Annotated in this window: 25 protein-coding genes and 1 tRNA gene; 19 read left to right on the forward strand and 7 right to left on the reverse strand. The window is 66.8% G+C overall.

Features of this window, described 5'->3' with window-relative positions:
* Nucleotides 1-216: 216 nt before the first annotated feature.
* A complete protein-coding gene (locus ACWEQQ_RS20925) occupies nt 217-1,041 on the reverse strand; it encodes a protein phosphatase 2C domain-containing protein (RefSeq protein ID WP_452349354.1) in 825 nt (274 codons plus the stop codon).
* A gap of 2 nt (nt 1,042-1,043) precedes the next feature.
* Nucleotides 1,044-1,880, reverse strand: coding sequence for a sigma-70 family RNA polymerase sigma factor (locus ACWEQQ_RS20930; protein WP_452349516.1), 837 nt, complete (start codon nt 1,878-1,880; stop codon nt 1,044-1,046).
* 336 nt (nt 1,881-2,216) lie between these two features.
* Between ACWEQQ_RS20930 and ACWEQQ_RS20935 the strand changes: the two genes are divergently transcribed.
* From ACWEQQ_RS20935 to ACWEQQ_RS20965, 7 genes are all read left to right on the forward strand, one after another.
* The gene (locus ACWEQQ_RS20935) at nt 2,217-2,852 is read left to right on the forward strand and encodes a hypothetical protein (protein WP_452349355.1); all 636 of its coding nucleotides are present in this window, start codon (nt 2,217-2,219) and stop codon (nt 2,850-2,852) included.
* A complete protein-coding gene (locus tag ACWEQQ_RS20940) occupies nt 2,849-3,499 on the forward strand; it encodes a hypothetical protein (protein WP_452349356.1) in 651 nt (216 codons plus the stop codon). Before ACWEQQ_RS20935 ends, ACWEQQ_RS20940 begins: the two co-directional genes overlap by 4 nt.
* A gap of 228 nt (nt 3,500-3,727) precedes the next feature.
* The gene (locus ACWEQQ_RS20945; RefSeq protein ID WP_452349357.1) at nt 3,728-4,369 is read left to right on the forward strand and encodes a hypothetical protein; all 642 of its coding nucleotides are present in this window, start codon (nt 3,728-3,730) and stop codon (nt 4,367-4,369) included.
* A 147-nt stretch (nt 4,370-4,516) separates the two neighbouring features.
* Entirely contained in the window at nt 4,517-4,768 is a 252-nt protein-coding gene (locus ACWEQQ_RS20950) for a hypothetical protein (RefSeq protein WP_452349358.1), read from the forward strand.
* Entirely contained in the window at nt 4,765-5,499 is a 735-nt protein-coding gene (locus ACWEQQ_RS20955) for a hypothetical protein (RefSeq protein ID WP_452349359.1), read from the forward strand. The genes ACWEQQ_RS20950 and ACWEQQ_RS20955 overlap by 4 nt, the downstream gene beginning before the upstream one ends.
* Before the next feature lie 146 nt (nt 5,500-5,645).
* Nucleotides 5,646-5,846 carry a helix-turn-helix transcriptional regulator gene (locus ACWEQQ_RS20960; RefSeq protein ID WP_452349360.1) on the forward strand — a complete coding sequence of 67 codons (201 nt, stop codon included), beginning with the start codon at nt 5,646-5,648 and terminating at the stop codon, nt 5,844-5,846.
* A gap of 1 nt (nt 5,847) precedes the next feature.
* Nucleotides 5,848-7,185, forward strand: a complete 1,338-nt coding sequence (locus tag ACWEQQ_RS20965; RefSeq protein ID WP_452349361.1) for a tyrosine-type recombinase/integrase — start codon at nt 5,848-5,850, stop codon at nt 7,183-7,185.
* A gap of 59 nt (nt 7,186-7,244) precedes the next feature.
* Here the strand turns inward: ACWEQQ_RS20965 and ACWEQQ_RS20970 are convergent.
* The 3 genes from ACWEQQ_RS20970 to ACWEQQ_RS20980 form a co-directional block, all read right to left on the reverse strand.
* Nucleotides 7,245-7,317, reverse strand: a tRNA-Ala gene (locus tag ACWEQQ_RS20970).
* A 161-nt stretch (nt 7,318-7,478) separates the two neighbouring features.
* A complete protein-coding gene (locus ACWEQQ_RS20975) occupies nt 7,479-8,072 on the reverse strand; it encodes a TetR/AcrR family transcriptional regulator (RefSeq protein ID WP_452349517.1) in 594 nt (197 codons plus the stop codon).
* 335 nt (nt 8,073-8,407) lie between these two features.
* A complete protein-coding gene (locus tag ACWEQQ_RS20980; protein ID WP_452341395.1) occupies nt 8,408-9,130 on the reverse strand; it encodes a uracil-DNA glycosylase in 723 nt (240 codons plus the stop codon).
* 117 nt (nt 9,131-9,247) lie between these two features.
* On the opposite strand from ACWEQQ_RS20980, the gene ACWEQQ_RS20985 reads away from it, so the two are divergent.
* The 7 genes from ACWEQQ_RS20985 to ACWEQQ_RS21015 all read left to right on the forward strand — a co-directional run bounded on the left by ACWEQQ_RS20985 (nt 9,248) and on the right by ACWEQQ_RS21015 (nt 17,001).
* Nucleotides 9,248-9,907, forward strand: a complete 660-nt coding sequence (locus tag ACWEQQ_RS20985) for a trimeric intracellular cation channel family protein (protein WP_452349362.1) — start codon at nt 9,248-9,250, stop codon at nt 9,905-9,907.
* 129 nt (nt 9,908-10,036) lie between these two features.
* Nucleotides 10,037-10,480 (forward strand): GyrI-like domain-containing protein, encoded by a 444-nt coding sequence (locus ACWEQQ_RS20990; protein WP_040861458.1) that lies wholly within the window; start codon nt 10,037-10,039, stop codon nt 10,478-10,480.
* Nucleotides 10,477-10,911 (forward strand): GyrI-like domain-containing protein, encoded by a 435-nt coding sequence (locus ACWEQQ_RS20995; protein ID WP_452341396.1) that lies wholly within the window; start codon nt 10,477-10,479, stop codon nt 10,909-10,911. Before ACWEQQ_RS20990 ends, ACWEQQ_RS20995 begins: the two co-directional genes overlap by 4 nt.
* Before the next feature lie 248 nt (nt 10,912-11,159).
* Nucleotides 11,160-11,909 (forward strand): hypothetical protein, encoded by a 750-nt coding sequence (locus ACWEQQ_RS21000; protein WP_452349363.1) that lies wholly within the window; start codon nt 11,160-11,162, stop codon nt 11,907-11,909.
* A 2-nt stretch (nt 11,910-11,911) separates the two neighbouring features.
* The gene (locus ACWEQQ_RS21005; protein WP_452349364.1) at nt 11,912-14,056 is read left to right on the forward strand and encodes an Rv1355c family protein; all 2,145 of its coding nucleotides are present in this window, start codon (nt 11,912-11,914) and stop codon (nt 14,054-14,056) included.
* A 64-nt stretch (nt 14,057-14,120) separates the two neighbouring features.
* The gene (locus ACWEQQ_RS21010) at nt 14,121-15,944 is read left to right on the forward strand and encodes a putative bifunctional diguanylate cyclase/phosphodiesterase (protein WP_452349518.1); all 1,824 of its coding nucleotides are present in this window, start codon (nt 14,121-14,123) and stop codon (nt 15,942-15,944) included.
* A gap of 208 nt (nt 15,945-16,152) precedes the next feature.
* Nucleotides 16,153-17,001 (forward strand): SDR family oxidoreductase, encoded by an 849-nt coding sequence (locus ACWEQQ_RS21015; protein WP_452349365.1) that lies wholly within the window; start codon nt 16,153-16,155, stop codon nt 16,999-17,001.
* Here ACWEQQ_RS21015 and soxR read toward each other — a convergent pair whose 3' ends face one another.
* On the reverse strand, nt 17,002-17,508 hold the full coding sequence (gene soxR, locus ACWEQQ_RS21020; protein ID WP_452341401.1) for a redox-sensitive transcriptional activator SoxR: 507 nt from the start codon (nt 17,506-17,508) through the stop codon (nt 17,002-17,004).
* 111 nt (nt 17,509-17,619) lie between these two features.
* Here soxR and arcA point away from each other — a divergent pair, with 111 nt between their 5' ends.
* Both arcA and ACWEQQ_RS21030 read left to right on the forward strand, forming a co-directional pair.
* A complete protein-coding gene (gene arcA / locus ACWEQQ_RS21025; protein ID WP_452349366.1) occupies nt 17,620-18,849 on the forward strand; it encodes an arginine deiminase in 1,230 nt (409 codons plus the stop codon).
* Between the two features lie 7 nt (nt 18,850-18,856).
* The gene (locus ACWEQQ_RS21030) at nt 18,857-19,231 is read left to right on the forward strand and encodes a GntR family transcriptional regulator (protein ID WP_452349367.1); all 375 of its coding nucleotides are present in this window, start codon (nt 18,857-18,859) and stop codon (nt 19,229-19,231) included.
* Nucleotides 19,232-19,243: 12 nt separating this feature from the next.
* Here the strand turns inward: ACWEQQ_RS21030 and ACWEQQ_RS21035 are convergent, their stop codons facing one another.
* Nucleotides 19,244-20,851: a dolichyl-phosphate-mannose--protein mannosyltransferase gene (locus ACWEQQ_RS21035; protein ID WP_379387410.1), complete on the reverse strand. Its 1,608-nt coding sequence runs from the start codon at nt 20,849-20,851 to the stop codon at nt 19,244-19,246.
* Nucleotides 20,852-20,978: 127 nt separating this feature from the next.
* On the opposite strand from ACWEQQ_RS21035, the gene rsmI reads away from it, so the two are divergent.
* The 3 genes from rsmI to ACWEQQ_RS21050 all read left to right on the forward strand — a co-directional run bounded on the left by rsmI (nt 20,979) and on the right by ACWEQQ_RS21050 (nt 24,071).
* Nucleotides 20,979-21,833: a 16S rRNA (cytidine(1402)-2'-O)-methyltransferase gene (gene rsmI / locus ACWEQQ_RS21040; RefSeq protein WP_354836128.1), complete on the forward strand. Its 855-nt coding sequence runs from the start codon at nt 20,979-20,981 to the stop codon at nt 21,831-21,833.
* Nucleotides 21,834-21,952: 119 nt separating this feature from the next.
* On the forward strand, nt 21,953-22,726 hold the full coding sequence (locus ACWEQQ_RS21045) for a CPBP family intramembrane glutamic endopeptidase (protein WP_452349368.1): 774 nt from the start codon (nt 21,953-21,955) through the stop codon (nt 22,724-22,726).
* Between the two features lie 100 nt (nt 22,727-22,826).
* Nucleotides 22,827-24,071: a cytochrome P450 family protein gene (locus tag ACWEQQ_RS21050; protein ID WP_452349369.1), complete on the forward strand. Its 1,245-nt coding sequence runs from the start codon at nt 22,827-22,829 to the stop codon at nt 24,069-24,071.
* Nucleotides 24,072-24,241 lie beyond the last annotated feature (170 nt).

Here is a 24,241-nt window from a genome sequence, read left to right on the forward strand (position 1 = left end):
ACCCCCGAACATTTCTTTTCAATTTGTTTTGGTCTGGCCGAGACTATGTCCTCCGAAGGCGGATATAGTCTCGGCCAGACCAGACCAGAGTCCTGCGCCGAAAGGCGCAGCTCAGGGGGTGTGGTGGAGGGCAGCAGGAACGGAAACGCCCCGGAAAAGTTAGTACAAGCACTGTACGAGCAAGGTACGAGCACTCTTCGAGCAGAATCGGAGCAGTCAGGCAGTCCTGAACGCGGCGATGGTCTTGTCATCATGCCGTTTGGATCTTGGCCGAATGGCCCCGTCTGGGTCTTCGTACTGCTCCCAGTTGTGGCACTGTTCGAGCAGATGCGCTATGCGGGAGCTGTCGGCTGTGCCGATCTCCTCCCATGTGATCCCGGCAGATTCAATAGAATCGGCCGCGCCGTCTGTGGCGGCGGCGACCCACCTCAACTCTTCGATAGGCAGAGAAACGGTGATCGCGTGCTCAGTAGCCGAGAGATCGGTAGAGGCGATCCAATAGCCACCCTCGCGATTTCGGCGCCGTGCCTGATCGCGCTGGAGGTCTGAAAGTAGAGCTCGATGGGTTGGGTCGTAGCCTGAGCCTTCACGCAGACGTGTGCGATACTCACGGCTCGCCGGCAGGTTGAGCTCGTCCAGCCTGGTGTCGGAAAGCACGTTCACTGACCCATCCTTCAGGCCAAAAGCAACCGCCGAGTCGCCCAGCACCAATACATCAACAACCCCGGATTTACTTGCGCGAACGATCGCCACCGTGCAGGACGGTGCGATAGATGAGCTCGGTACAAGGTCGAGGGCAACGATGGTTCTCTTCATTGCCCGCCTGAGTACCTCTTTCAGCGGCCTTGCTGTGTTGGAGCGAAGTTCGTCATCGAGCGCGGTTGCCAGTTGGTCGGCGTAGTCTCCGCCCGTCGGCCCGTGTACTTCGTAATGCGTAGTCGCGCCATCGATTACGGCGAAGCTATCGGTAGTTACCACCATTCGGTCTTCGTCCGAGCTAGCAGGTAACTGCGCGGCTTGTATGTTGATCGGTCGATCCATGATCACCATGTGTAGGGTCCAGCAATCAGTCTGGCGTCAGTGACTTCGAAGTTTTCATCGAAGTCGCACTCGACCACGCCGCTGACTGACAGATCCTCTCTGCTGCGGAACACGTCCGAGAAGTTGCCCTCCAGCCATCGGGTGACGCCGAGTGAACCAATGCTCGTGATCCCAGCAACGTGTACGACTGTTCGGCCATGCAGCAGGTGCCGGCCGAAGTAGCCGACGTCGATGCGCTTCGGCTCTGCGCGCCGAAACGGAGAGTCGAATCGCTTCTGCGGCAGATTTCTTTCGGCGATCCACCAACGCTCATCGGCTCGAATGAAGTCCAGGAAGGGGTCCTCATTGAGTAGGTGCCGGGCGATCGGCGCTGACTTGGGTCCGCAGACGATCACGGCATCGCCTGACGGTATCTCGGTCTGATCGGGCTCAATCGCGAATGTTGTTGATACTAGGGACAACCGGGACAGCACGGCCTCCGTGGCCGCCTGCGTTGTCATGTCAACAGCATCGAAGAACGGGCGCTCACGACCTTCCTCGACCCCGTACCGACGCGGGATGCCGACTGCTACCGGGCCAACGCCAAAGAAGGCGCGCTCGGCTGGCGGTGCAGTGCTCCTGATCTGGGTGATTCGGCCCTTGGTAAGCCCGAGCTCGGCAGCGATCTCCGTGTAACTCAGACCGAGCTCGCGATACGCCTCGTCGATGGCTGCTCGTCGTAGGCGCGCGAGCTCGGTGGCACGCTGCTGGTAGACCGTCATGAGTTCGCCAGCGCGCCGCCCCCTCCTCAGGGGGTCGGGATCGCGGCGTACCGCGTCAAACTCGTCGTTGTCGGCCATCACGAGCTTCAGTTTAGGGGGTATTGACTCCCCTGGATCCCTCGGCCTACCCTGTGTTTACGCCCACTAAATCAGCTTTCTCAAGTTGGCCAAAGCAGTTTAGGGGGTGTAAATCAACTTTGCGGAACTCCCCGGCAGTTGGCGCTTCCGGGGAGTCGATACCGAAGCAGTGTCCGCTGCTTCGGCTTTCACTTCAGGTTTGAAAGGCCACTGAAGCATGTCCAGTGTAGAACGCTGCCTGCTGGTGTCGAACCAGCTTCTATCAGGGGTGATACCGCCTCTCGTTTCGCCCGCCGCTGGTCGCCTGGCGACGGACCACAACGAGGGGGTGCCCCGATGAGTCATCGAGCTGACCGTCTGTTCCCGCCGACCTCTGACTATGACAAAGAAGAGGCGTGCGTGGACCGCTCCAGCACGGACGCGTCGGGGCGGACCCGCAGGATCGGGCCGGACACTCAGCTGAAAGTACAGCTGCGGCAACGGCATTGGCAGACCCACCGTGTGTTCCTTCGTGAGTACGACAAGGCGGCCGCACGACTGGATCCTGATTTGGTCGGGAGCGGTCCGCTCAAGGCCCAGTTCTATCGGTGGCTGGCCGGTGATCTGAAAACGCTTCCGTATCCGGATCATTGCCGCGTCTTGGAGGAGATGCTGCCGGGCTACACGGCAGGTGAGCTGTTCGAGCCCGTCGCTCGGCCTCGTCCGATCCGGCCTGCTGATCCTGACCGGCTGCTGCGGGTCTCGCCTCTGTCAGGTGATTCAAATGAATCACCTGACTCGGTGGTCGGTTCCGGTGGGAAGCCGTCGCAGCAGGAGATCACCGCGGCGATCGATACGCGGATGCGGTCGTTGATGAGCTGGATCAGCGAAACTGCCCCGCTGAAGGAGCGCGACATCCACCGGGACTACGGGCACGGCCCTTCGGTTGAGGCGCCGGCGCATCTGGCGGTGGATCGGAGGCGGTCACGGTGAACGGCGACGCTACCCGCAATCCCGATGGCGGGACGGAGTTGAAACGGGTTCTGCGGGAGAAGCATTGGAACTCTCATCCGGTGTTCCGGCGTGAGTACAACAAGGCTGCGAAGAAGGTTGATCGGGATCTGGTCGGGCTGGCTCCTGGCAAGGCGCAGTTCTATAAATGGCTCTCCGGCGACCTCAAGGGGCTGCCGCATGCCGATCACTGCGCGGTGTTGGAAGCGATGCTTCCCGGCTACACGGTCGATGAGCTGTTCTCGCCAGCCGCCTTGCCGCAGCGTGTCCAGGAAAGTGGACAGCACCTGCCGCGGCCGGACGATCGGCAGCAGGTGGTTCACAGTGAACCACCTGAGCCATCTGACTCACGTGGTCCGAATGTATCGCCTGATGCCGCGGGTGTTCGGGACCGAACCCTTCGGGCACTTCGCATCTCGGCTCGTGCAGGTGTTCCAAATGGATCACCTGACTCGGTGGTCGGTTCCGGAGAGCCTCGTGATCAGCGGGAAGTGACTGCGGCCATCGACGATCGGCTGCGGTCGCTCATGAGCTGGATCGGTGAGACCGCCCCGATCAAGGAACGCGACTTGTACGCCGGGCTGTCGGCGCCCGTGCGTCCGGCTGTTGATCGACGCCGCACTCGATGACCGGAGGCGGGCCATGCGTTGGTCGCCGTCCCTGCCGAATAGTCCTGTGGGCGAATGTCTTTCCGGATCGATCTGAATTCGTCCGGTTCTGTCTCTCCATGTCGTGCTGAAGGCGTCGGATGGTCCACTATCGCCTCCTTTCCATTGTTCAAACGGGCTCAATTTGTTCTAGTTCGACTGGGCGCAAACAACTTTCAGAAAATCATTGGATCGAAAGGAACGTCTCGTATGAGTCGAGAAATCGACATCCCGCCGGACCCAGGTGACCGGTACAAGCATGTGTCCGCAGACGAACGCGACACCCTGATCCGTAAACTCCGGGAACTCGGGGAGAGCTACCGGGATATCGCCGACCGGCTCGGTTTGACTGCCCGCCAGGTCGAAACCGTGCTCGGTGAGATCACCGCACTGCGTTCCGCCGGCCACCCCGACGCCGAGATCGGGTGCCGCGTCGGACTTCCACGCTCGACGGTGCATCGGCTGCGCGGCAAGAGCGAACCGCGGTCGAACGCGCGCAAGGCCACCGCCCTGACTCTGCTGTCCCAGCACGGCGGTATGCAGCTCGACCTGCTCGGCCGGTTCCTCAGGATGGAACGGCCGCACGTGTACGTTCTCGTGCGCCAGCTGCGCGAAGACAAGCTCGTGCGCCCGCTGGAGCAGGTGCAGGCGGGGGAGAAGTGGGTCGTCGCGACTCCCGCCACGGCCTCACGGTTCCTGGGCTGGCAGGTGCAGCCCTGGCGGCCCTCCCTGGGCCGTGTGGCTCACCACCGGGCGGTCGCGCAGGCGCGGCTGATGCTGGTGGGCTCGGACCTGGAAGCGTGGGTGTCCGAACGCGAACTCTGGCACCGCGCTCAGCGGGCCTCACTCTAGTCACGTTCCAAGCGAACAGAATTCGCTGCTGGCCGCGCTCACATCCATGACGGGCTGTTCTTCGGCCAGATCAAGGGCCTACACGGCTGGTGGGCGCTGGAAGTCGAACTCACCCGCAAATCCCCGCTGGCGATGGACCGGGCCCTGATGGGTGCGATCCGCGCGGCCCGCGACAGTGCGCCCGAGGAACTGGTGGGCCTGCTGTATCTGTGCCGCACCGCCCGCGTGAGTGACGGCGTGCACGCCGCCGCCGAGCGGCTTCCGCCGGAGATCCAGAACATCGAACTCGCCCTCGCCGTGCGCGACTTCGACGACGACTGGGGCCGCTACCTCTCGAACCGGGTCACGAAACCGGCTGTGCCCCAAACCCGCACCACCACGTTCAAGGACTTGTCATGATCAAACTTTCCCAACTCACCTCGCGTAGCATCCGCGCCCTCATCGGGCTCGCCGAGATGCGCGGCATGCAAATGGATGTACTCGCCGACTTCATGCGCATCGGACACACCCAGGTCTACGACCTGGCCAACCAACTGAGTGCGGCCAACGCGGTGCATCGCATCACTTCTGTGCAGCGTGGCCCGAAATGGGTGGTGCCCACCCGTGAGGCCGCCGAGTGGGTATTGGGGTGGCGTCCCGGTGATTGGCAGCCGACGCCGAACTTCGCGGTGCATTGCCGGGCGGTCGCCAAAACCCGTGTCGCGCTCGGTGCGCACGCGACAGAGCAGTGGATCTCCGACCGCGTCATGCGACACGACAACCCCGGTCCGGGCCTCTACGCCTACGACGGGCGGCTGTTGCGGCCCGATCATCGGCCCGTTGCGGTGAAGGTGGACACCAGTCGACACGTCACCGATGCGCAGCTTACGCACCGCCTGAATGCCGTTGTGCGACAGGCGCACCACGACGAATGCGACGAGATTCTCTACGTCTGCGACGGCTACCTCACCGCCGACGACATTGCGACAGTCGCGCGACAGACCCTGCCTGACATCCCTGACCTGGCACTTCGGGTGACCAGCCTCGACAAGCTCACCGGTATCGATCGCGTGCGGACCCGACGTGACGCAGGTGTTCCAACTGGAACGCGCGACAAGGTGCGACGCCATGCGACAGGCGGTGAGCGCTGATGCGACAGCCCACCGACCCCGCCCGCACCACGCGACAGCCCAGTGGTGCGTACCGCGACAGCTCGTGCGCACCCTGCGACAGCTCCAGCGCACCGCGCGACAGCGTGCGCACCAATCCCCACACCCCTTCTACCCGAGGAGATTCCATGACCACCGACCGCTACCTCCAGGCCACCGACTGCGAAGCCCTGACCGGCATTCCCGCCGCCACTTGGCGCTACTGGGCATGGGCAGGCAAAGGCCCGAAGAGCTTCAAGCTCGGGCGCCGGCGCGTTTGGCGCGAGAGCGTCATTCACTCCTGGATCGCCGAGCAGGAAGCCGCGTCTGACCGCGGCGGGGTTGCATGAAATGGGCGGGCGACGCAACCGCCGCAGTGGGGTAGAAGACCGCTGGTACAAGACCGTCACCACCACCTCGGAGGACGGCGCGAAGACCAGCGAGAGAGTCCCCTCGGCCAACCATGGGTGCGGCAAACGCTGGCGGGCCCGCTACGTCGACGACAGCAGCCAGGAACACGCAAAGTCCTTCACCCGCAAAGCTGACGCCCAAGCCTGGCTCGATGATGCGACCAGCGCGCTTGTCACCGGCACCCATGTCGCTCCTTCGGCTGGTCGCGAAACCATCGGAGATCTAGGTCGCCGGTGGCTCAAAACCCAAGCCCATCTGAAGGACACCACGGCATTCAATCGGAGCCATACCCGGGGGCTCTATGTCGAGCCACGTTGGGGCAGCATCGAAATTCGCAATGCCCGAGCAAGCGAAGTCCGTGCGTGGGTCTCGGAGATGGTGGCGGCCCGGATGGGCGTGCCGACCATTGAGAACGCGGTGGGGGTGCTTCGGATGATTTGCGGGGCTGCCGTCGAGGACCGCCATATCGTCCGTAACCCCTGTGCCGGAGTGAAATTGCCGCGCCGTACGCACCGCGCCCGCGGCTATCTCACTCACGTTCAAGTCGAACAACTTGCGCGTGAGGTCTCCGAGGCACCCACAGCCATACGGCTTTTGGCGTACACCGGTTTGCGATGGGGTGAGATGGCCGCGCTGAAGGTCTCCAGTTTCGACATGCTTCGCCGCCGAGTGAACGTGTTGGAGGCCGTTGCCGAGGTTCAAGGCAGGATCGTTTGGTCAACCACGAAGAACCATGAGCGGCGTTCGGTGCCGTTCCCGAAGTTGTTGGCGGACGAACTTGCCTCGCTCATGAAGGGGAAGGATCGCGACGCACTTGTGTTCACCTCCCCAGAGGGCGCGGTGCTGAGAGTGTCTACCTATCGCAAACGGGTGTTCTCGCCTGCGGTTTCTCGCCTGCGGAACCCAGGTCGGCATGTGGGTGGTGTCAGCCAGACTCGGCGCCACCAAGGAGATAGCAGCTATCGTCTCGCTGTCTCCTTGATTGATGAGGGGGACAGGCAGGGAGACACCCGGGCGACAGAGCGTTTCCCATACATCAGCCCTCACGACCTCAGGCACACGGCCGCATCTCTGGCGATCAGCGCCGGCGCGAACCCAAAGGCGGTGCAGACCATGCTCGGTCACAAGTCCGCGGCGATGACCCTGGACACCTACGCCGACCTGTTTCCGGACGACCTCGAATCCGTTGCGGATGCTCTCGACACTGCCGCGCGGTCCGCACTTGCGAAAGCTGCGGACGCACTGCGGACGGGAACCGACGATCACCAATCCGAATAGCCCTGAAAACGCAAACCGCCCGCGATCTCTTCCGAGGTCACGGGCGGTTTTTTGTTATGTGGAGCTAAGGGGAATCGAACCCCTGACCTTCTCGATGCGAACGAGACGCGCTACCAACTGCGCTATAGCCCCGCGGGGACGTTTCCGGCCCGCGCTGGAGAACTTTAGCAGGTGGGTTGGGGAGTCGACGAATCGGCTGGTTGGAGACGGTTTCTATGGATATAGGGGTGGGCAGGTGGCCGGCGATCGGCTCATCGCCGACCGTTCGGGCCCCGAGGCGCCGAACTGAGCCCTCAGATGGGCTCGCTGTAGGAGTCGAGCACTCGCAGGAACAGATCTAGGCGGTACTCGCGTACTGCCGGGTTGTCCGGTTCCAGCAGGCACTGGCCCAGCGTGCCGTCGTGCACCGCGACCAGTGCCCGGCCAAGAGCCGCCGGATCCGGTACCCGTCGGCCGTTGCGGCGCAGGAGTGCGACCACCACGGGGATGAGTGCGGAGGCGATCGCCTCCTCGCGTGCCACCATCACCTGACGTAACGCGGGATTGCGCAGGGCGTGCGCCGTGAATTCCGAGGTGATTCGAAACCACTTGTCATCCACCGGAACTGCCGTCAGCACCTGCTCGACCGCTCGCCGTGGATCGCCGCCCACTCCCCCGGGCGCATCCAGCACCGCTGCCGCCTCGGCCAGCATCGACGCCGATCGCTGTTCCCACATGGCCAGGAACAATTCCTCCAGCGAGGTGAAATTCGAGTAGAACGCGCCCCGCGTGAATCCGGCCCGCTCACACACCTGCTCGACCGAACACCGGCCGAATCCCTCCTCGGCGAAGGCCTCGAATGCCGCGTCCAGTAGCCGCTGCCGCGTCCCGGCCCGGCTGCGGCGCACCTTCACACCCCCGGCCGCCCCATCGGCAGCCGCCCCCTCCCGGTCGGATTCGTCATCGGCCCTGCTCACGCCCGCATCGTATCCGGTCCGGCGGCCCCGCCACCGAGAGTGCCGTGCCCCTGGCCGCTGCGCCCGCCCGCACTGTCGCCAGCGACCTTCGTGAGGGCCGAGTCTGGACAGTCGAATCGTGCCGCCCGGCTCGGTGACTGTGGTCTCTCCGGACGCACAGTCTGGCCGGCCGAGCCGAGCCGAGGTCGCCCGCTCCGCGACTGGTGACCTCATTGAATGCCAGACGTGAACAGCCGAATCGACCTGCCCGCCGCGGTCGGCCGGCTCTAGGGGCGGTGGACGGGGAGGCCGGCGGCGTGGGCGGCGTCGGTGAGGACCTGCTCGAGCATGGCTGGGGTGAGGCGGCCGGTGAAGGTGTTCTGCTGGGAGGGGTGGTAGGTGCCGAACAGGTGGAGGGGGGCGCGGCCGGGGACGGCTGGGGCCAGCTCGATTCGGGCGCCGTGGGTGAAGCGGGGCTTGGGTTTGGGTATGGCCCAGCCGGATTCGGCCAGGGCGGGCAGGAGGGCTTGCCAGCCCCAGCCGCCGAGGACGACGATCGCGCGGAGAGTGGGTGCCAGCAGGGTCAATTCGGTGGTCAGCCAGTGGCGGCAGGTATCGCGCTCGGTGGGGGTGGGTTTGTTGTCGGGTGGGGCGCAGTGCACGGGGGCGGTGACGCGGGTGCCGAGCAGTCGCAGGCCGTCGTCGGCGGAGACGCTGGTGGGCTGGTTGGCGAGACCGGCGGCGTGCATGCAGGCGATGAGGACGTCGCCGCTGCGGTCGCCGGTGAACATGCGGCCGGTGCGATTACCGCCGTGCGCGGCCGGCGCCAGGCCCACGATCAGCAGGCGGGCGTCCGCGGGACCGAAGCCGGGAACAGGCTTGCCCCAGTAATTCTCGTCACTGAAGGCGGCCCGCTTCTCGTGTGCGACCTGCTCGCGCCATGCCACCAGCCGAGGGCAGGCGCGACACGCGGTAAGTTCCGCTTCTAGCTGGGCAATTGTGCGGCACACAGGGCCGACTCAACCACAAAGCCGCTCCGGCCGTGCGGCGGAGTACCGGTGTGGCGGGACGGGCATACTGTGCGCCGGTAGCCGAAAGTTAGCGATAGGAACGAAAGTGGGCCACACGTGAGTGATCTCGTCGAACTCGGCACCCCTGTCGACGCGGCACAGAGTGTGGGAAACCTGCTGGGAGTGTTCGCATTCGGAGTGTCGGGCGCGCTGCTCGCGGTGCGTCGCCGCTTCGATGTGGTGGGCATCGCGGTGCTCGCGGTCGCCACCGCCACCGGCGGCGGTGTGATCCGCGATCTGGTGATCGGCCGCACCCCGCCGCTGGCCTTCGTCCAGGTGTCCTATGCCGGAGTCGCCCTGCTGGCCGCGGCCGTCATCTTCTTCTGGCATCCGCCGGTACGCCTGGTCCGCACGCCGCTGAATATCGCCGACGCCATCGGCCTCGGCATCTTCTGTGTGACCGGCACCGTGACCGCCTTCCAGTACGGCATGTCGGCGACCTCGGCGGCGGCGCTGGGCCTGGTGACCGCGGTGGGCGGCGGTGTGATCCGCGATGTCCTGGCCGGTGTCACCCCCAGCGTGCTCAGCGACGGCGAGTTGTACGCCGTGCCGGCCCTGCTCGGTTCCGTGGCGACGGCGCTGCTGCTGCACTACGGCCAATACACATATTGGACAGGCGGATTGGCTGGGGCGGGCGCGGTCGGCCTGCGCCTGATCGCGTTGTTCCGGCACTGGCACGCGCCGATGGCCCGCCCGCACCGCCGCCGCGACGGGTGAGCGACGCGCCCGCGCGCGGGGTAGACGGGCACCGCAGTCGTGTCGCCGGGTACGGTCCGGGCTGATTGATAGCATGGCGAAGGCTTGGCCGACTGGCTGTGAATCACACCTCGAGAGAGTTTCCAATCAATGCAGTTCGAGATCGTCGAGCGGGACGAGACGTGGGTTGCCGGGTTGCCGGTGCGCAGTCCCAAACGTGCGCTCGGTGAACTGCGCGACCACGATCTGGAAGTGGCCTGGGCGGCGGTCCTGCACCAGGAACTCGGTGGTCCGCTGGCCTCGGCCTACACCGACTACGCGGCCGAGCTCGGCACCTACAACACCCAGATCGTCGGCTACCAGTGCGGCTCACTCGACGAGGTGACCCGCGGCCACGTGGTGGCCCGCCTGCCGCGCGGCACCTATGCCCGCTTCTCCTCGGTCGGCAACTTCCCCCAGGTGATGACCGATCTGTGGACGCAGATCGCCTACGCGGAGGAACACAAGCAGATCAAGCGCATTCACACCGGCGACTTCGAGACCTACCCGCACGCGTACAAGATCGATTTGTACCTGGCGGTCGAGCCGTCATGACCTATTCGATCGTGGTCCGGCCCGGTGGGGTCTACGGCGGCCTGGTGGTTCCGCGGGTGCGCCCCAGTTTCAAGGTCTCCAACAGCGAGCTCATCGAGTTCCTGCGCGACCGCCTGCGTGACCGGGAGGGCGCCGAGCGCCCGCTGGCCACCGTCTACGTTCCCGACCCCGCCGGCAACTACAACGTGCTGGTCTCCTACGAGTACAAGGGTCCCGACGACGTCCCGGTCGGCGACGTCCTCATCCGTGTCCCCAAGGGCGTCTACGCCCGCTTCCGGCCCAATGGCGATTATCACGATCCGGCCGAGGACGTCTGGGCCCAGGTCGACGACGCGACCGCTTCCGCCGAGATCACCCGCGCCTACCGCGAGGAGATCGAGATCTGGCACGGCACCGCCGCACTGGAGCTTTTCATCTCCATCCTGGTGTGATTGCTCACTGTTAACCCAATGGGTACCAACCGGTCTTGTCGTTGAATTTCATGATTGATAGCAATGGTTTGACCGGGGGGATTGCTAGAGCCACCTTTGGGTTTCGGGGCATTTGCCAGTTGCCTGGACAATTTCAGTTGGCTGACGGATACTCCCCTAGGCGCCCACGTCCGACGGCGGTTGATGCATGACTGTATCGGGCGAAGGCGCAGCAGTCGCGCGGGTCGTTTTTAGTGGAGTGGAACTGTATGGCAGTCGAACCGATCGAGCGCGTCCCGGCGCAAGGACCTGGTCACGGCATGCTCCGATTTCGGGAGCCGAAAACGGGATACACCATCCTGGTGGGTCCTCCGGAGGCCGATCCGGGCCTGTGGCGCCAGAACATGGATGGTGCGCTCGAGGCATATCGGCGGTTCGGCGCCGAGGAGGCGCTCGAGTACGACAAGGTGATCGACGGCCTCTCCACCTCCCTCTTCCTCGTGGCGCTGGATGCCGGCGGCCGGGTGGTCGCCGGGGTCCGGGCAGAGGGGCCGCACAAGCAGGTCGACGAGATGCGCGCGGTCGCGAGCTGGACAGGGTTGGAAGGCGGCTCGGCCTTCCGGCGCCTGGTGGCCGACCAGATCCCTGACGGTGTGATCGAGTGCAAGGCCGGTTGGGCCGCTCGCGACTCCCCACACCGCCATGCGCTGGCCGACTGGATGGCCAGGGCGTGTGTGCACGCCGCGTTGCTGCTGGGGGTCCGCTACACGAGTGCGCATTCGCCCGAGCATGCGCTGAATCTCTATCGTGGCAGCGGGGCGAATGTGGCCTGGTGGATTCCGCCGTCATCCTATCCGGACGATCGTTATCGTACGTTCGCGATCTGGTGGGATATGGAGAATTACGATTCGGTGGCCACCGAATCGCAGGCTCGGTTGCTCGATCTTGAATTGTCCCAATTGACGCAGAATGGCCTTTTGCCGCGCGTTGCCTGGACTTCAGCCCAGGGCTCGGCCTGAACATGATCGAAAACGGAGTATCGGGCGAGTCTTATCGGCCGGTACTGCTCGATGAATCCGATTCCGGGCAGGCCGCGCGACTTGCTGAACTGCTGGCGAATCCGGCCATCGAGTCTCGGGACTTGCGAGACGGACTGCGGGCCGAGTTCGCGAGCCTGGTGGCTCCGCCCGAATTGTTCGAAACATCGGAATCGGATCGCTGGGTTCATTACCCGTGGCGGCGGGCCGTAATCGCGCTGCCCGGCCCACAACTGCTCCGCGCTGTCCGGCTCGACCGTAATCGCAACAACCTCACCCGCGCGGAGCAGCAGACCCTCGGCGCCCAGGCGATCGGGGTGGTCGGGCAGAGCGTCGGTCACGCCGTGGCTCACGTGCTGGCCATGGAGGGCACCTGCGGTCTGCTGCGGCTGGCGGACTTCGACGCCGTCGAGCTCTCGAACCTGAACCGCCTCCCGGGCACCCTGTTCGACATCGGCGCCAACAAGGCAGTCGTCGCGGCTCGCCGGATCGCGGAACTGGACCCGTATCTGCCCGTGGAGATCCTCCCGGCCGGGCTCGACGACGAGAACATGGACGCCTTCCTCACTGGCCTGGATATCGTTGTGGAGGAGTGCGATTCGTTCGATATCAAGCTCGCCGTGCGCGAAGGCGCCCGTCGGCTCCGGCTTCCGCTGGTGATGCATTCCAGCGACCGCGGTCTGCTCGATGTCGAGCGCTTCGATCTGGAACCGGAGCGTGAGCCCTTCCACGGGCTGCTCGGCGGTGTCACCGCCGCTGAGCTGCGCGGGCTGTCCACCCGCGACAAAACACCCCTCATGGTTCGAGTTCTGGACGGTCGTAATCTCTCTGCGACGCTCGCGGCGAGCATGGTGGAGATCGGCCAGACCCTCAACAGCTGGCCGCAACTGGCCTCCGACGTGCAACTCGGTGGTTCCAATGTCGCCGCCGCGGTGCGCAGGATCGGACTCGGGCAGCCGCTGCGGTCGGGACGCACGCGCGTCGATATCGAGAAGAGCCTGGACGAGATCACCGAGCCCGAGGGGCGCAAGGAACTGGTGTGGCCGGACGAACCGGACGACCCTGGGCCGGAATCCGGCATCGCGGCGGTGCTCGAGTGTGCGCAGCGGGCGCCCTCGGGTGGTAACGCGCAGCCCTGGACACTGCGCGCCGATCGGTCCGAGGTGACGATCACCCTTGCGCCCCAACACTCTTCGATGATGGACATCGGGTACCGGGGCAGCGCACTGGCGGTCGGGGCGGCGCTGTTCAACGCCCGTGTCGCGGCCGCCGCGCACGGTCTGCTCGGTGAGAGCGAACTGCGCACCGGCGATTCGGAATTGCTCACCGCCATACTGCGGTTGGGGTCGGGCACTGATCCCGAGCTGTCCGATAGCTACCCGGCGCTGCTCGCCCGGCACACCAATCGGGGTGGTGGGACCGGCGCGCCGATACCGGACGAGATATTGGATGGACTTCGCGAAGCCGTGACCCGGGCCGGCGCCACGCTCCGCATGGTCACGGATCGGCGGCGAATCGACTCCGCCGCGCGGATCCTCGCCGAGTCCGAGCGGACCCGCTACCTGACGCCGGACATGCACCTGGAGATGACCTCCGAGCTGCGCTGGCCCGGTGATGACCTACGGACCGGGATGGATCTGCGCACGCTGGATCTCCAACCCGACGAGCTGGCCAAGCTCGAGATCGCCGTTCGCGCGGACGTGATGGCCCAGCTGCGGTCGTGGTCGGGTGGCACCGCGCTCGTGGAAGACGCGCTGGCGAAGATGCAGACCAGTTCGGCCGTGGTAGCCCTGACCTTTCCGAAGCCGCCGCTGGACCCGTCGGAACTCGCCGCGTACGCGCGTGCCGGCGAGGCGCTCCAGCGTCTCTGGATTGCTGCGGAACAGTACGGTCTCGCTGTTCAACCGGTTTCACCGGTGTTTCTTTATGCACGACGCCCCGAGGAACTACATACGGTTTCCCCGGAGTTCGCCGATACACTAACGTCACTTCAAGGCAGCTTCCTGGAGCTGTTGGAAGTGCCTGGGCACGAAACGATGGCGTTGGTACTGCGTCTCGGGTATGCGTCGGAGCCCGCGGTCCGCAGCAGGCGACGTCCAATACCGGGCGCTACCACGCGCGGCAAGTGAGATCGGAGAAGAAGTGCCTCGGCGAACGCTCGACTCATTGGTGACCCAGGTCGCCTCGGAGTTGATGGCGGTCGATGCGTCTACGATGGCGGCCGCGAGTGAACGGGTGCTGGCCTGGCTGGTGGAGCACTTCGATGTCGATTTCAGTTTTCTGCGCTTCACCGATGAGGCTCGGCTGGCATCGGTGCTCATTGCGGAGTGGCCGCATCGGGCGGTTCCGGAGACCGACGATCCACTGCAGGTGGCCAATCTCGACGACCCTACCGCGGCGCTGACCCGGTTCGGTGATACCACGGAACCGATCATCATCAGGCCCATCCCGGAATTCGCCGACTATCAGCGTCTGATTCACCAGGCCGCCGGTATCGAAGCCGTCTCCGCCGCCGCGGTGCCGCTGGTGTCACGCGGCCAGGCGACGGGGCTGCTCGGCTTCATCAAAGAGGGCGACCGCGAGTGGAGTACTCGCGAACTCAATGTCCTCAAGGCGATCGCCGCGCTGTTCGCGCAGTTGCAGGCGCGCGTGGTGGCCGAGGAGCGGCTCCGCTATATCGCCATGCATGACGATCTGACCGGGCTGGCGAATCGGCGGGCGCTGCTCGAGCACATGGAGGAGCGGCTCAGACCCGGGCGGCCGGGGCCGGTGGCGGCGTTCTTCCTGGATCTGGATCGGCTGAAGGCGCTCAACGACTTTCTCGGGCACACGGCCGGGGACAATTTCATTCGTACGCTCGCCACGCGGTTGCGCGAGAATCTGGATCCGGGTGACGTGATCGCCCGGCTGGGTGGCGACGAGTTCGTGATCGTGCCGGCCAAGCCGATGGATGCGGCGGCGGCCGAGCGGGAGGCGAGCCGGATTCAGCAGCTCATCGCGCGGCGGGTGACCGTCGGCGAGGAGACGGTGAGCCGGGGCGCGAGCGTCGGCGTGGCGCTCGGTATTCCGGGCGAGACCACGGTGGCCGATGTGCTGCGGCGCGCGGATCACGCGCTGCTGTCGGCCAAGTCGAGCGGCGGCAACGGGGTCGCGGTGTTCACCGATGCCATGCGCGCGCAGTTCGAGCTGCAGGACGATGTGGAGTTGAATCTGCGCGGCGCGGTGTCGGACGGTTCGCTGGTGCTGCACTACCAGCCCGAGGTGGATCTGCGCACCGGCCGGGTGGTCGCGCTGGAGGCCCTGGTGCGCTGGCAGCATCCGACGCGCGGGCTGCTGCCGCCCGGTGCGTTCGTGGGTGTCGCGGAGGCCACTAACCTGGCGGGGGAGCTGGGTCGCTGGGTGATTCGCACGGCCGCCGAGCAGTTCGCGCAGTGGCGGCGGCGGGGAATGGCGTCGAATGTGGTGATCCGGATCAATGTGTCTCCGGTGCAGCTGGTTTCGCTGGATTTCGTGGAGACCATCGAGGGGATCCTGCGGCGGTACGGCATCGACGGGTCGTCGGTGTGCCTGGAGATCACCGAACATGTTGTGGTGCAGGATCTTGCGCGCACGCAGGTGACCCTGCGCGGGTTGAAGCGGATGGGCGTGCAGATCGCCATCGACGACTTCGGGACGGGGTATTCCTCGCTGTCGCACCTGAAGGCGCTGCCGGTGGACGCGGTGAAGATCGACCGGGGTTTCGTGCAGCGGCTGGGCGCCAGCGCCGATGATCTGGCGATCGTGAAATCGATTGTGGGGCTGGCGGGTTCGTTCGGTCTCGGGGTGGTCGGCGAGGGCGTCGAGACCACCGTGGCGGCGCGCACCCTGGTGGCGCTGGGCTGCTACCGCGCGCAGGGGTTCCTGATCGCGCGGCCCATGCCGGGCGGGGAGGTCGAGGAGCATCTGTCGGCCGGGCGGATCGCGCTGGATCTGGACCTGCCGGGGACCAGCCGGTCGGTGCTGCCGGGGCCGTCCTGAGTCGCGGTCCGGCGGTCCGGGGTCACGGTCCGGCGGTCCGGACGGGCACGACTCCCTAACGTCCCCGCGCCGCGCGTGGAATCCCGGACCAGGGTGCGTGCGCCCAGGAAAATAGGGGCGTAACGGGTAATCGCCCGGCTCGCGAACAGGATTGTTCGCGTAGTAGCGTGCGGTCTGACAGGGCTGTCGAAGTGAGGGATGGATCGACGTGCGTGATCGTAGCCTGAGGGGCAAGAAGACTTTGATTACCGGCGCGGCGAGCGGCATCGGCCGGGCGACGGCACTCGCGGCGGCCCGCAAGGGCGCGCGGCTGGTGCTCACCGACGTCAATGCCGAGGGGCTGGACGCGACCGTCGAAACCATCCGTTCCACCGGCGGCATCGTCGAGGTCGCCACCGCCCTCGACATCAGCGACTACGACGCCGTCACCGCCTTCGCGGAGAAGGTGCACGAGGAGCTCGGCTCGCTGGACGTGCTGATGAACATCGCCGGTATCTCCACCTGGGGGACGGTGGAGAACCTCGAGCACCGCCACTGGAAACGCCTGGTCGATGTGAACCTCATGGGCCCCATCCATGTCATCGAGAACTTCGTGCCGCCCATGATCGAGGCGAAACGCGGTGGTGCGCTGGTCAATGTGTCCTCGGCCGCCGGTCTGATGGCCTTCCCCTGGCATGCCGCCTACAGCGCCAGCAAATTCGGCCTGCGCGGCGTGTCGGAGGTGCTGCGCTTCGATCTGGCGCGCCACGACATCGATGTTCACCTGGTGGTGCCCGGCGCGGTCGACACGCCGCTGGTACAGACCGTGGACATCGTCGGCGTGGATCGCGACGACCCGCGAATCCAGGCCTGGATCAAGCGCTTCCAGCACCACGCCAAGTCCCCCGACCAGGTGGCCGAGGCGATCCTGCGCGGTGTCGAGAAGGGCACCTACCTGATCCACACCCAGTTCGACATCCGGTTCGGCTACTGGTGGTCCCGCAAGTTCGCCTGGCCCTACGAGTTCGCCATGCGCCGCGCCAACGACGTGTTCACCTCGTTCCTGCCGCGCAAGTAGTCACGCCTGGTCGGGCGTGGGGGCGCAGACGGCGTTGGTGCAGTTCTCGGCGGCGTGGGTGTCCAGCACGCGCGCGCCGGGGCCCTCGTCACCGAGGTGGTCGTGGGCGTTGAAGATCTTGCAGACGCCCAGCGAGAGGCAGCCGCAGCCGATGCAGCCGGTGAGGTTGTCGCGCAGCCGGATCAGCTGTTCGATGCGGTCGTCGAGGTCGGCGCGCCAGGTGGTGGAGAGGGTCTCCCAGTCGCGGCGGGTGGGGTTGCGGCCGTCGGGGAGGTTGTCGAGGGCGCGGCGGATCTCGGCCAGCGGAATGCCGACCCGCTGTGAGATGCGGATGAAGGCCACCCGGCGCAGGGTTTCCCGGGGGTAGCGGCGCTGATTCCCGCTGGTGCGGCGGGCCGTGATCAGGCCCTCTCGTTCGTAGAAATGCAAGGCGGACACCGAAACTCCGGCTCGCTGGGCGAGCTGACCTGGGGTCAGCTCCTTCGCCTGCCACGACGCGGTCTGCATACCTGAACATTACTCCAGGTTTTTCGCCGGTGCGACTCCAGGGTTCTCCCAGGGTGCGACTCGAGGCGCGAATTCCATGCCATCCGTGCCGCGGGGAACTACCGTCATGTCATGGGAACAAAGGCCGCACCCACGGCGCGACCGTTTTCCGTGACCTCGGAGGTCGGCGCGCTGCGTACGGTGCTGTTACACCGGCCGGGCGACGAGCTGCGCCGGCTCACTCCGCGCAACAACGACCAGTTGCTCTTCGACGCCATTCCCTGGGTCGAGCGTGCCCAGCAGGAACACGACACCTTCGCCGAGGTGTTGCGCGGGCGTGGCGTGGAGGTGCTGCTGCTGGCCGATGTGCTGACCGAGACCATCCAGGTCAGCGGCGCCGCGCGGATACAGGGCATCTCGGGTGCGGTGGACGCGCGGCGGCTCGGGCACCTACTCGCCGACGAGCTGGCGGCCTACCTGCGCGGCGTGCCCGCGCCGGAACTGGCGCAGATCCTCATGTCCGGCATGACATTCGACGAGCTGCCCTTCGGGGCGGATGCCACCTCGCTGGTGCGGCGCATGCACCACGGGCACGACTTCGTCATCGACCCGCTGCCCAATCTGCTGTTCACCCGGGACTCCTCCTTCTGGATCGGGCCGCGGGTGGCCATCACCTCGCTGGCGCTGCCGGCCCGCGCTCGCGAAACCTCGCTCACCGACCTGATTTACGCGTTCCACCCCCGCTTCCTGGGCGTGCGGCGGGCCTACGAATCGCACACCGCGCCGATCGAGGGCGGCGACGTGCTGTTGCTCGCGCCGGGCGTGGTGGCGGTCGGGGTGGGGGAGCGCACCACGGCGGCGGGCGCGGAAGCCTTGGCGCGCAGCCTGTTCGAGGACGACCTGGCGCGCACCGTGCTCGTGGTGCCGATCGCCCAGACCCGGGCGACCATGCATCTCGACACCGTCTGCACCATGGTGGACGTCGACGCGGTGGTCATGTACCCGGCCATCCAGGATGAGTTGTGCGCCTTCACCATTCGCAAGCAGGAGGGGCACGGGGTGAGCATCTCCGGCCCGGATCCCTTCCTGCGCGTGGCGGCCGAGGCCATGGGCATCGGCAAGCTGCGGGTGGTCGACACCGGGCTGGACGGCGTCACCGCCGAGCGGGAGCAGTGGGACGACGGCAACAACACCCTCGCCCTCGCCCCCGGCGTGGTGGTCGCCTACGAGCGCAACGAGAACACCAATGCGCGGCTCGAAGACGCCGGAATCGAGGTGCTGCGCATCCCCGGCTCCGAGTTGGGTTCCGGCCGTGGCGGTCCGCGCTGCCTGTCCTGCCCGCTGTCGCGTGACGAGGTGTGATGAAGCCATGCTGGACATCCCGGTCGACCACCACTCGACGGTCCCGCCCTACGAGCAGCTGCGCCAGGGCATCATTACCCGGGTCCGCTCCGGCGAACTGGCCGCCGGGACCAAGATTCCCACGGTCCGGGCGCTGGCGGCGACGCTGAAGCTGGCCCCGAACACCGTGGCCCGTGCCTACCGGGAGCTCGAGCAGGACGGCGTCCTCGAAACCCGCGGCCGCCTGGGCTCTTTCATCGCCTCCTCCGGCGACCCCACCCGCGATCTGGCCGGCCGCGCCGCCACCGAATACGTCGCGGTGATCCGCCGACTCGGCCTCGACGACGCGGCCGCCGTTCGCTATCTGCATGCGGCGCTCGGCGAAACTCCTACGGCCGATTGACCCTTCGGGCTTTCAGCGCCAGCTCGGGAGCCACAGGTGGTCGTGCCAGTTGCCCGGGGTGATGGACTGGGCGGTCAGGATCGGCCAGAGCCAGATGAAATTGGCGATGACCAGGGCCAGGTAGAGGCTGACCAGTAGCAGGCCCAGGCCTTGTCGCTCACTGAGTGGTGTGAAGTGTTGCCAGCCGGGGGCTCCCGACAGCCGTCGCCCGATGGGTGGGGCGTGGCCGAGGATGTCGCCGAGCGCCAGCGCCACACCCATGGCCAGGAACGGGGCCAGCGGCACCGCGTAGAAGTAGTACATCTGGCGGTCGAGGTCCAGGAACCAGGGCAGGATGCCGGCACCGTAGCCGACCAGCACCGCCGCGTAGCGCCAGTCGCGGCGCACCGCGCTGCGCCACAGCGCCCACGCCAGCATGGGGAAGGCCACCCACCACAGCGCGGGGGTGCCGATCGCCATCACGGCCTTCACGCAGGTGGGCTGGCCGCACCCGGTCACATTGGTGTCGGCGTAGTAGTAGAGCATCGGCCGCAGGCCCATGGGCCAGGTCCACGGCTTGGATTCCCAGGGATGGTGATTGCCGGCGGAATTGGTGAGCTGCGAATGGAAGGTGAGCACCTCGCCGCCGTAGTACCAGAGCCCGCGCAGTGCGCTCGGCACCCAGGAGAAGTCGCCGCCGCGTCCGACCTTCACCCCGACCGCGTACCGGTCGTAGCTGGTCTCGTTGGCGAACCAGCCCCAGAAGGAGGCCAGGTACACGAACACCGGGATGACGGCGAGCGCGTAGACGGTGGGCCCGAGATCCCGTCTGGCCACGCCCCACCACGGCCGCTGCACCCGGTAGCCGCGCCGGGCCGAGAGATCGAAGGCCAGTGACAGCGCGGCGAAACCGATGATCCAGTACGCGCCGGACCATTTGGTGCCGCAGGCCAGCCCGAGCAGGACGCCCGCGCCGAAGCGCCACCAGCGCACCCCGAAGCGCGGCCCGTATGGGCTGTCGTCGATGCGGCCCTGCGCGGCCACCAGCGCGATGCGCGCCCGGATGTCGTCGCGGTCCACCACCAGGCAGCCGAAAGCCGCGGTCACGAACAGGGCCTGGAAGATATCGAGCATCCCGATGCGGGAGGACACGAAGGTGAGCCCGTCGCAGATGATCAGAATGCCCGCGAACGCGCCGATCAGCGTGGACCGGGTCATCCGCCGGACGATGCGGATCACCAGCAGCACGATCAGTGTTCCGGAGACGGCCGCGGTGAACCGCCACCCCCACGGGGAGTAGCCGAAGATGGCCTCGCCCAGCGCGATCATCTGCTTGCCCACCGGCGGGTGCACCACCAGCCCGTAGCCCGGGTTGTCCTCCACGCCGCCGCCGGTGAGCACCTGCCAGCCCTGCGGCGCGTAGTGCTTCTCGTCGAAGACGGGCGTGTGCAGATCGGTCGGATAGTTCAGGAACAGGAACCGGGTGATGGCGGCGATGGCTGTGAGGAACAGCGTGACCACCCACCCCCGAGCCCAGTCCGTGGGCCCGAAATCGGGTGAGGGCACCAGCGGAGCCGGACTCGACAGCGCCGCCGTCTCCGCCCCCACCGCTGCCGGTCGCACGTCGGTCACCTGGGTCACGCCGTCGATCGTAAGCGGTACCCGCCCCCGAGTCCCGCCGCGGTGAGGATGGAGGTTTGCGGTGCCGGTCGATCGCATCGATAGAGTCGGGGGCGAGTTGGCGGACCTTTCCAGGAGTAGGAGCACCATGAGCGCGGAGCCGAGTGCCGGCGGACGGCTGGTCTTGGCGGCCACTCCCATGGGCGATATCGGGGATGCCTCGCAGCGGCTGCGGGACGCGCTGGCGACCGCCGAGGTGGTGGCCGCCGAGGACACGCGCCGGACCCGGTCACTGGCCAAGGCCCTGGACATCGAGATCACCGGCCGGGTGGTGAGCTTCTACGACCACGTGGAGACCGCGCGGATCCCGATGCTGCTCGAGGAGATCGAGTCCGGCCGTACCGTACTGCTCGTCACCGATGCCGGGATGCCGTCGGTGAGCGATCCGGGCTATCGGATGGTGGCGGCCTGCGTGGAGCGCGGCCTCCCGATCACCTGTCTGCCGGGCCCGTCCGCGGTGACCACCGCGCTCGCGCTGTCCGGCCTCCCGGTCGAGCGGTTCTGTTTCGACGGCTTCCCGCCCCGCAAGTCCGGTCAGCGCAAGGAGTGGCTGCGGACCCTCACCGCGGAGCCGCGGGCCGTTGTGTTCTTCGAGGCCCCGCACCGTCTTGCGGACTGCCTGGCCGATGCCGTCGAGGTGCTCGGCCCGGAGCGCCGCGCCGCGGTGTGCCGCGAGCTCACCAAGACCTACGAGGAGGTCGTGCGCGGCACGCTGGCCGAGCTGGCCGCGTGGGCGGTCGAGGGCGCGCGGGGGGAGATCACCGTGGTTCTCGAAGGCGCGCAACCGGTTTCCGCCGAGCCCGCCGACCTGGTGGGCCAGGTGGAGGCGCTGATCGGTTCCGGGCTGCGGCTCAAGGACGCGTGCGCCGAGGTCTCGGCGGCCACGGGGGCCTCGCGCCGCGAACTCTACGACGCGGTGCTCGCCGCCCGCGCCGCCGAGTAACCGGGCAGGGCTCGGGTAGCCGGGCAGGGCTCGGGACTGGCTCTCGAGTCTGATATCGCGGTGCGGGAATCACTCTCGGGTGTGAGGACCGTCGAGAATCGCGGTGCGACCATCGCGGGGTGATCTCGAATGAGGTGCGGCGGTCGGGAAGTACCGGCGTGATGGTCGGCGCCTACGTGGTGCTGGCGTTTCTGGCGTCCGGAGTTCTGCTTGTGGTGCAGGCGAATTCGGGGATCGACCGGGCGGCGCTGACGTTGGCGCAATTCGGGCCCGCGGTGGCGGTGGGGATCGTGGCCCTGGTGTGGCGGCAGCGCCTGGCCGCCCTGCTGCCCGTGCGGGTGTCGTGGGACGTGGTGCGCGGACATGGTGTGGCGGTGGTGGTTTCGTGTGCGGCCGTCGGCCTGTTGACCGCCGCGATGGCCTCCGACTCGATGAAGCTGCACGGTCCGGTGGCGGTGGGTGGGGTGCCCTTCGCGGTGTTCGTGCTGCTCCAGCTGGTGGGGGCGGCGGGGGAGGAGGCGGGCTGGCGCGGATTCCTGCAGCCGGTGCTGGAGTCGCGGTATGCCCGGCCGGTGGCGATCGGGATCACCGGGGTGGTCTGGGCGGTGTGGCATGTGCAGGCATTCGCGGCGGGACCGGCGGTGGCGGCGGCGTTTCTGGCGGCGGTGCTCGGATTCGCCTGTGTGCTGGGGTTTCTCGCGGTCGGAAGTTACCCGCAGCGGGTGCTGATCGGCGCCGTCGGGCACTGGCTGATCAATGTGGCGCTGTACTTGGTGATGGGTGACGACACGCTGGGCCTGCCGCAGCTGTACTACTACGCCGCGGCGGCGCTGATCGTCGGTGCGGCGGTGTGGATTTCGCGCCGGGGATCGGGCGTCCGCGCGGCCGGATGATCGGCAGGCGCGGCCGAGATTGTGCACTCCGAGTGTATGCAGCGGCTGGGGTGGCCGATGGCGGGACCCGTCGACCCGGCCGCTGTTAGAGTGCCCGATCATGGTGCGCGAAACAGATGTCCCGGCAGGCGAATTGGCGATCGAGCCGTTCGTGCTGACCGATGACTTCTATCAGCACCCGCACGCCGCATACGACCTGCTGCGTACGCGCGGGCCCGCGCATTTCGTGCGTTTCCCGGACGGCGGCACCGGCTGGCTGATCACCGGCTACGAGGCGGCCAAGACGGCCTTCCTGGACCCTGCCATCAGCAAGGCTCTCAAATCCGAGGGTGCGCGCACAGCCCTGGCGGGTGATGGCGCGGGCGCCCAGGCGGCCGGCGCCATGTTCGGCGACATGATGCTCTTCTACGACCCGCCGCAGCACACCCGCCTGCGCGCCCTGGTGAACCGGGCCTTCAGCGGCCGTGCCGTGCGCGAATTGGCCTCACGCATCACCGAATTGGCCGATGCCCTGCTCGCCGACCTGGCCGTCGACGCCGCTGTCGATCAGGATCTGCTGGACCGCTACGCATTCCCGCTGCCCATGCTGGTCATCTGCGAACTGCTCGGTGTGCCCCAGGCGGATCGCGACGACTTCCGCGCCTGGTCCACCACCCTGGTCTCCAATGACGAGACCGTCGAGGCCCGTGGGGCCGCGGTGCAGCGGTTCCTCGCCTACATCGACCAGCTCATCAACGCCAAGCGCGACGAGCCCTCCGATGACCTGCTCTCCGAACTCATCTCGGCCAGCGAGGACGGCGACCGGCTCTCGCACCGCGAGCTGATCAGCATGGTGTTCCTGCTGCTGGTCGCGGGTTTCGAGACCACCGTGAACCTCATCTCGAACGCGGTCGCGATCCTGCTGACGGACAAGGACGTCCGGACCGCACTGGCCGACACCCCGGATCGGGTACCGGATTTCGTGGAGGAGGTGCTGCGCTACGAGTCACCGGCGAGCGAGGCCACCTTCCGCTACACCACCGTCCCGGTCACCCTGGGCGGCATCGAAATCCCCGCCGGCCAGCGCCTTCTGGTGTCCATGGCCGCCGCCGACCGCGATCCGGCCCGCTTCGCCGATCCGCACCGCGTGGACCTGGACCGCACCGACAAGAACCATCTCGCCTTCGGCCACGGCGTCCACCGCTGTGTCGGCGCGCCCCTGGCGCGCATGGAGGGCGGGATCGCGCTGAGCCGGCTGCTCGCGGCCTACCCGGATCTGGAATTGGCCGCCGGCGCGGAACTGGTATGGCGCAAATCCCTGATCGTGCGAGGTCTCACCGCCCTGCCGGTGCGGCTTCGCCCCTGAACCGGGCGTCGTCCCGTCGAGATGTGCGCACGACGAAGGGGGTTGTGCGCCCATCTCCGCGGGCCGACGCGCGCCGGCCGAATCGGTTTCCGCCGGTTGCGGGTCCGGCCCGGTTCACGGGTGCGCCGCGTTCAACGAGGAGCGTGGCGGCCCGGTCAGCGCAGCTGTGT

It is taken from the genome of Nocardia sp. NPDC004123 (assembly GCF_053603795.1).

Coding starts and splice junctions, on each gene's coding strand:
- ACWEQQ_RS20925 (WP_452349354.1), bottom strand. CDS start 1,041: ATGGATCGACCGATCAACATACAAGCCGCGCAGTTACCTGCTAGCTCG.
- ACWEQQ_RS20930 (WP_452349516.1), bottom strand. CDS start 1,880: ATGGCCGACAACGACGAGTTTGACGCGGTACGCCGCGATCCCGACCCC.
- ACWEQQ_RS20935 (WP_452349355.1), top strand. CDS start 2,217: ATGAGTCATCGAGCTGACCGTCTGTTCCCGCCGACCTCTGACTATGAC.
- ACWEQQ_RS20945 (WP_452349357.1), top strand. CDS start 3,728: ATGAGTCGAGAAATCGACATCCCGCCGGACCCAGGTGACCGGTACAAG.
- ACWEQQ_RS20950 (WP_452349358.1), top strand. CDS start 4,517: ATGGGTGCGATCCGCGCGGCCCGCGACAGTGCGCCCGAGGAACTGGTG.
- ACWEQQ_RS20955 (WP_452349359.1), top strand. CDS start 4,765: ATGATCAAACTTTCCCAACTCACCTCGCGTAGCATCCGCGCCCTCATC.
- ACWEQQ_RS20960 (WP_452349360.1), top strand. CDS start 5,646: ATGACCACCGACCGCTACCTCCAGGCCACCGACTGCGAAGCCCTGACC.
- ACWEQQ_RS20965 (WP_452349361.1), top strand. CDS start 5,848: ATGGGCGGGCGACGCAACCGCCGCAGTGGGGTAGAAGACCGCTGGTAC.
- ACWEQQ_RS20990 (WP_040861458.1), top strand. CDS start 10,037: ATGCAGTTCGAGATCGTCGAGCGGGACGAGACGTGGGTTGCCGGGTTG.
- ACWEQQ_RS20995 (WP_452341396.1), top strand. CDS start 10,477: ATGACCTATTCGATCGTGGTCCGGCCCGGTGGGGTCTACGGCGGCCTG.
- ACWEQQ_RS21000 (WP_452349363.1), top strand. CDS start 11,160: ATGGCAGTCGAACCGATCGAGCGCGTCCCGGCGCAAGGACCTGGTCAC.
- ACWEQQ_RS21005 (WP_452349364.1), top strand. CDS start 11,912: ATGATCGAAAACGGAGTATCGGGCGAGTCTTATCGGCCGGTACTGCTC.
- ACWEQQ_RS21010 (WP_452349518.1), top strand. CDS start 14,121: ATGGCGGTCGATGCGTCTACGATGGCGGCCGCGAGTGAACGGGTGCTG.
- soxR (WP_452341401.1), bottom strand. CDS start 17,508: ATGCAGACCGCGTCGTGGCAGGCGAAGGAGCTGACCCCAGGTCAGCTC.
- arcA (WP_452349366.1), top strand. CDS start 17,620: ATGGGAACAAAGGCCGCACCCACGGCGCGACCGTTTTCCGTGACCTCG.
- ACWEQQ_RS21030 (WP_452349367.1), top strand. CDS start 18,857: ATGCTGGACATCCCGGTCGACCACCACTCGACGGTCCCGCCCTACGAG.
- rsmI (WP_354836128.1), top strand. CDS start 20,979: ATGAGCGCGGAGCCGAGTGCCGGCGGACGGCTGGTCTTGGCGGCCACT.
- ACWEQQ_RS21050 (WP_452349369.1), top strand. CDS start 22,827: ATGGTGCGCGAAACAGATGTCCCGGCAGGCGAATTGGCGATCGAGCCG.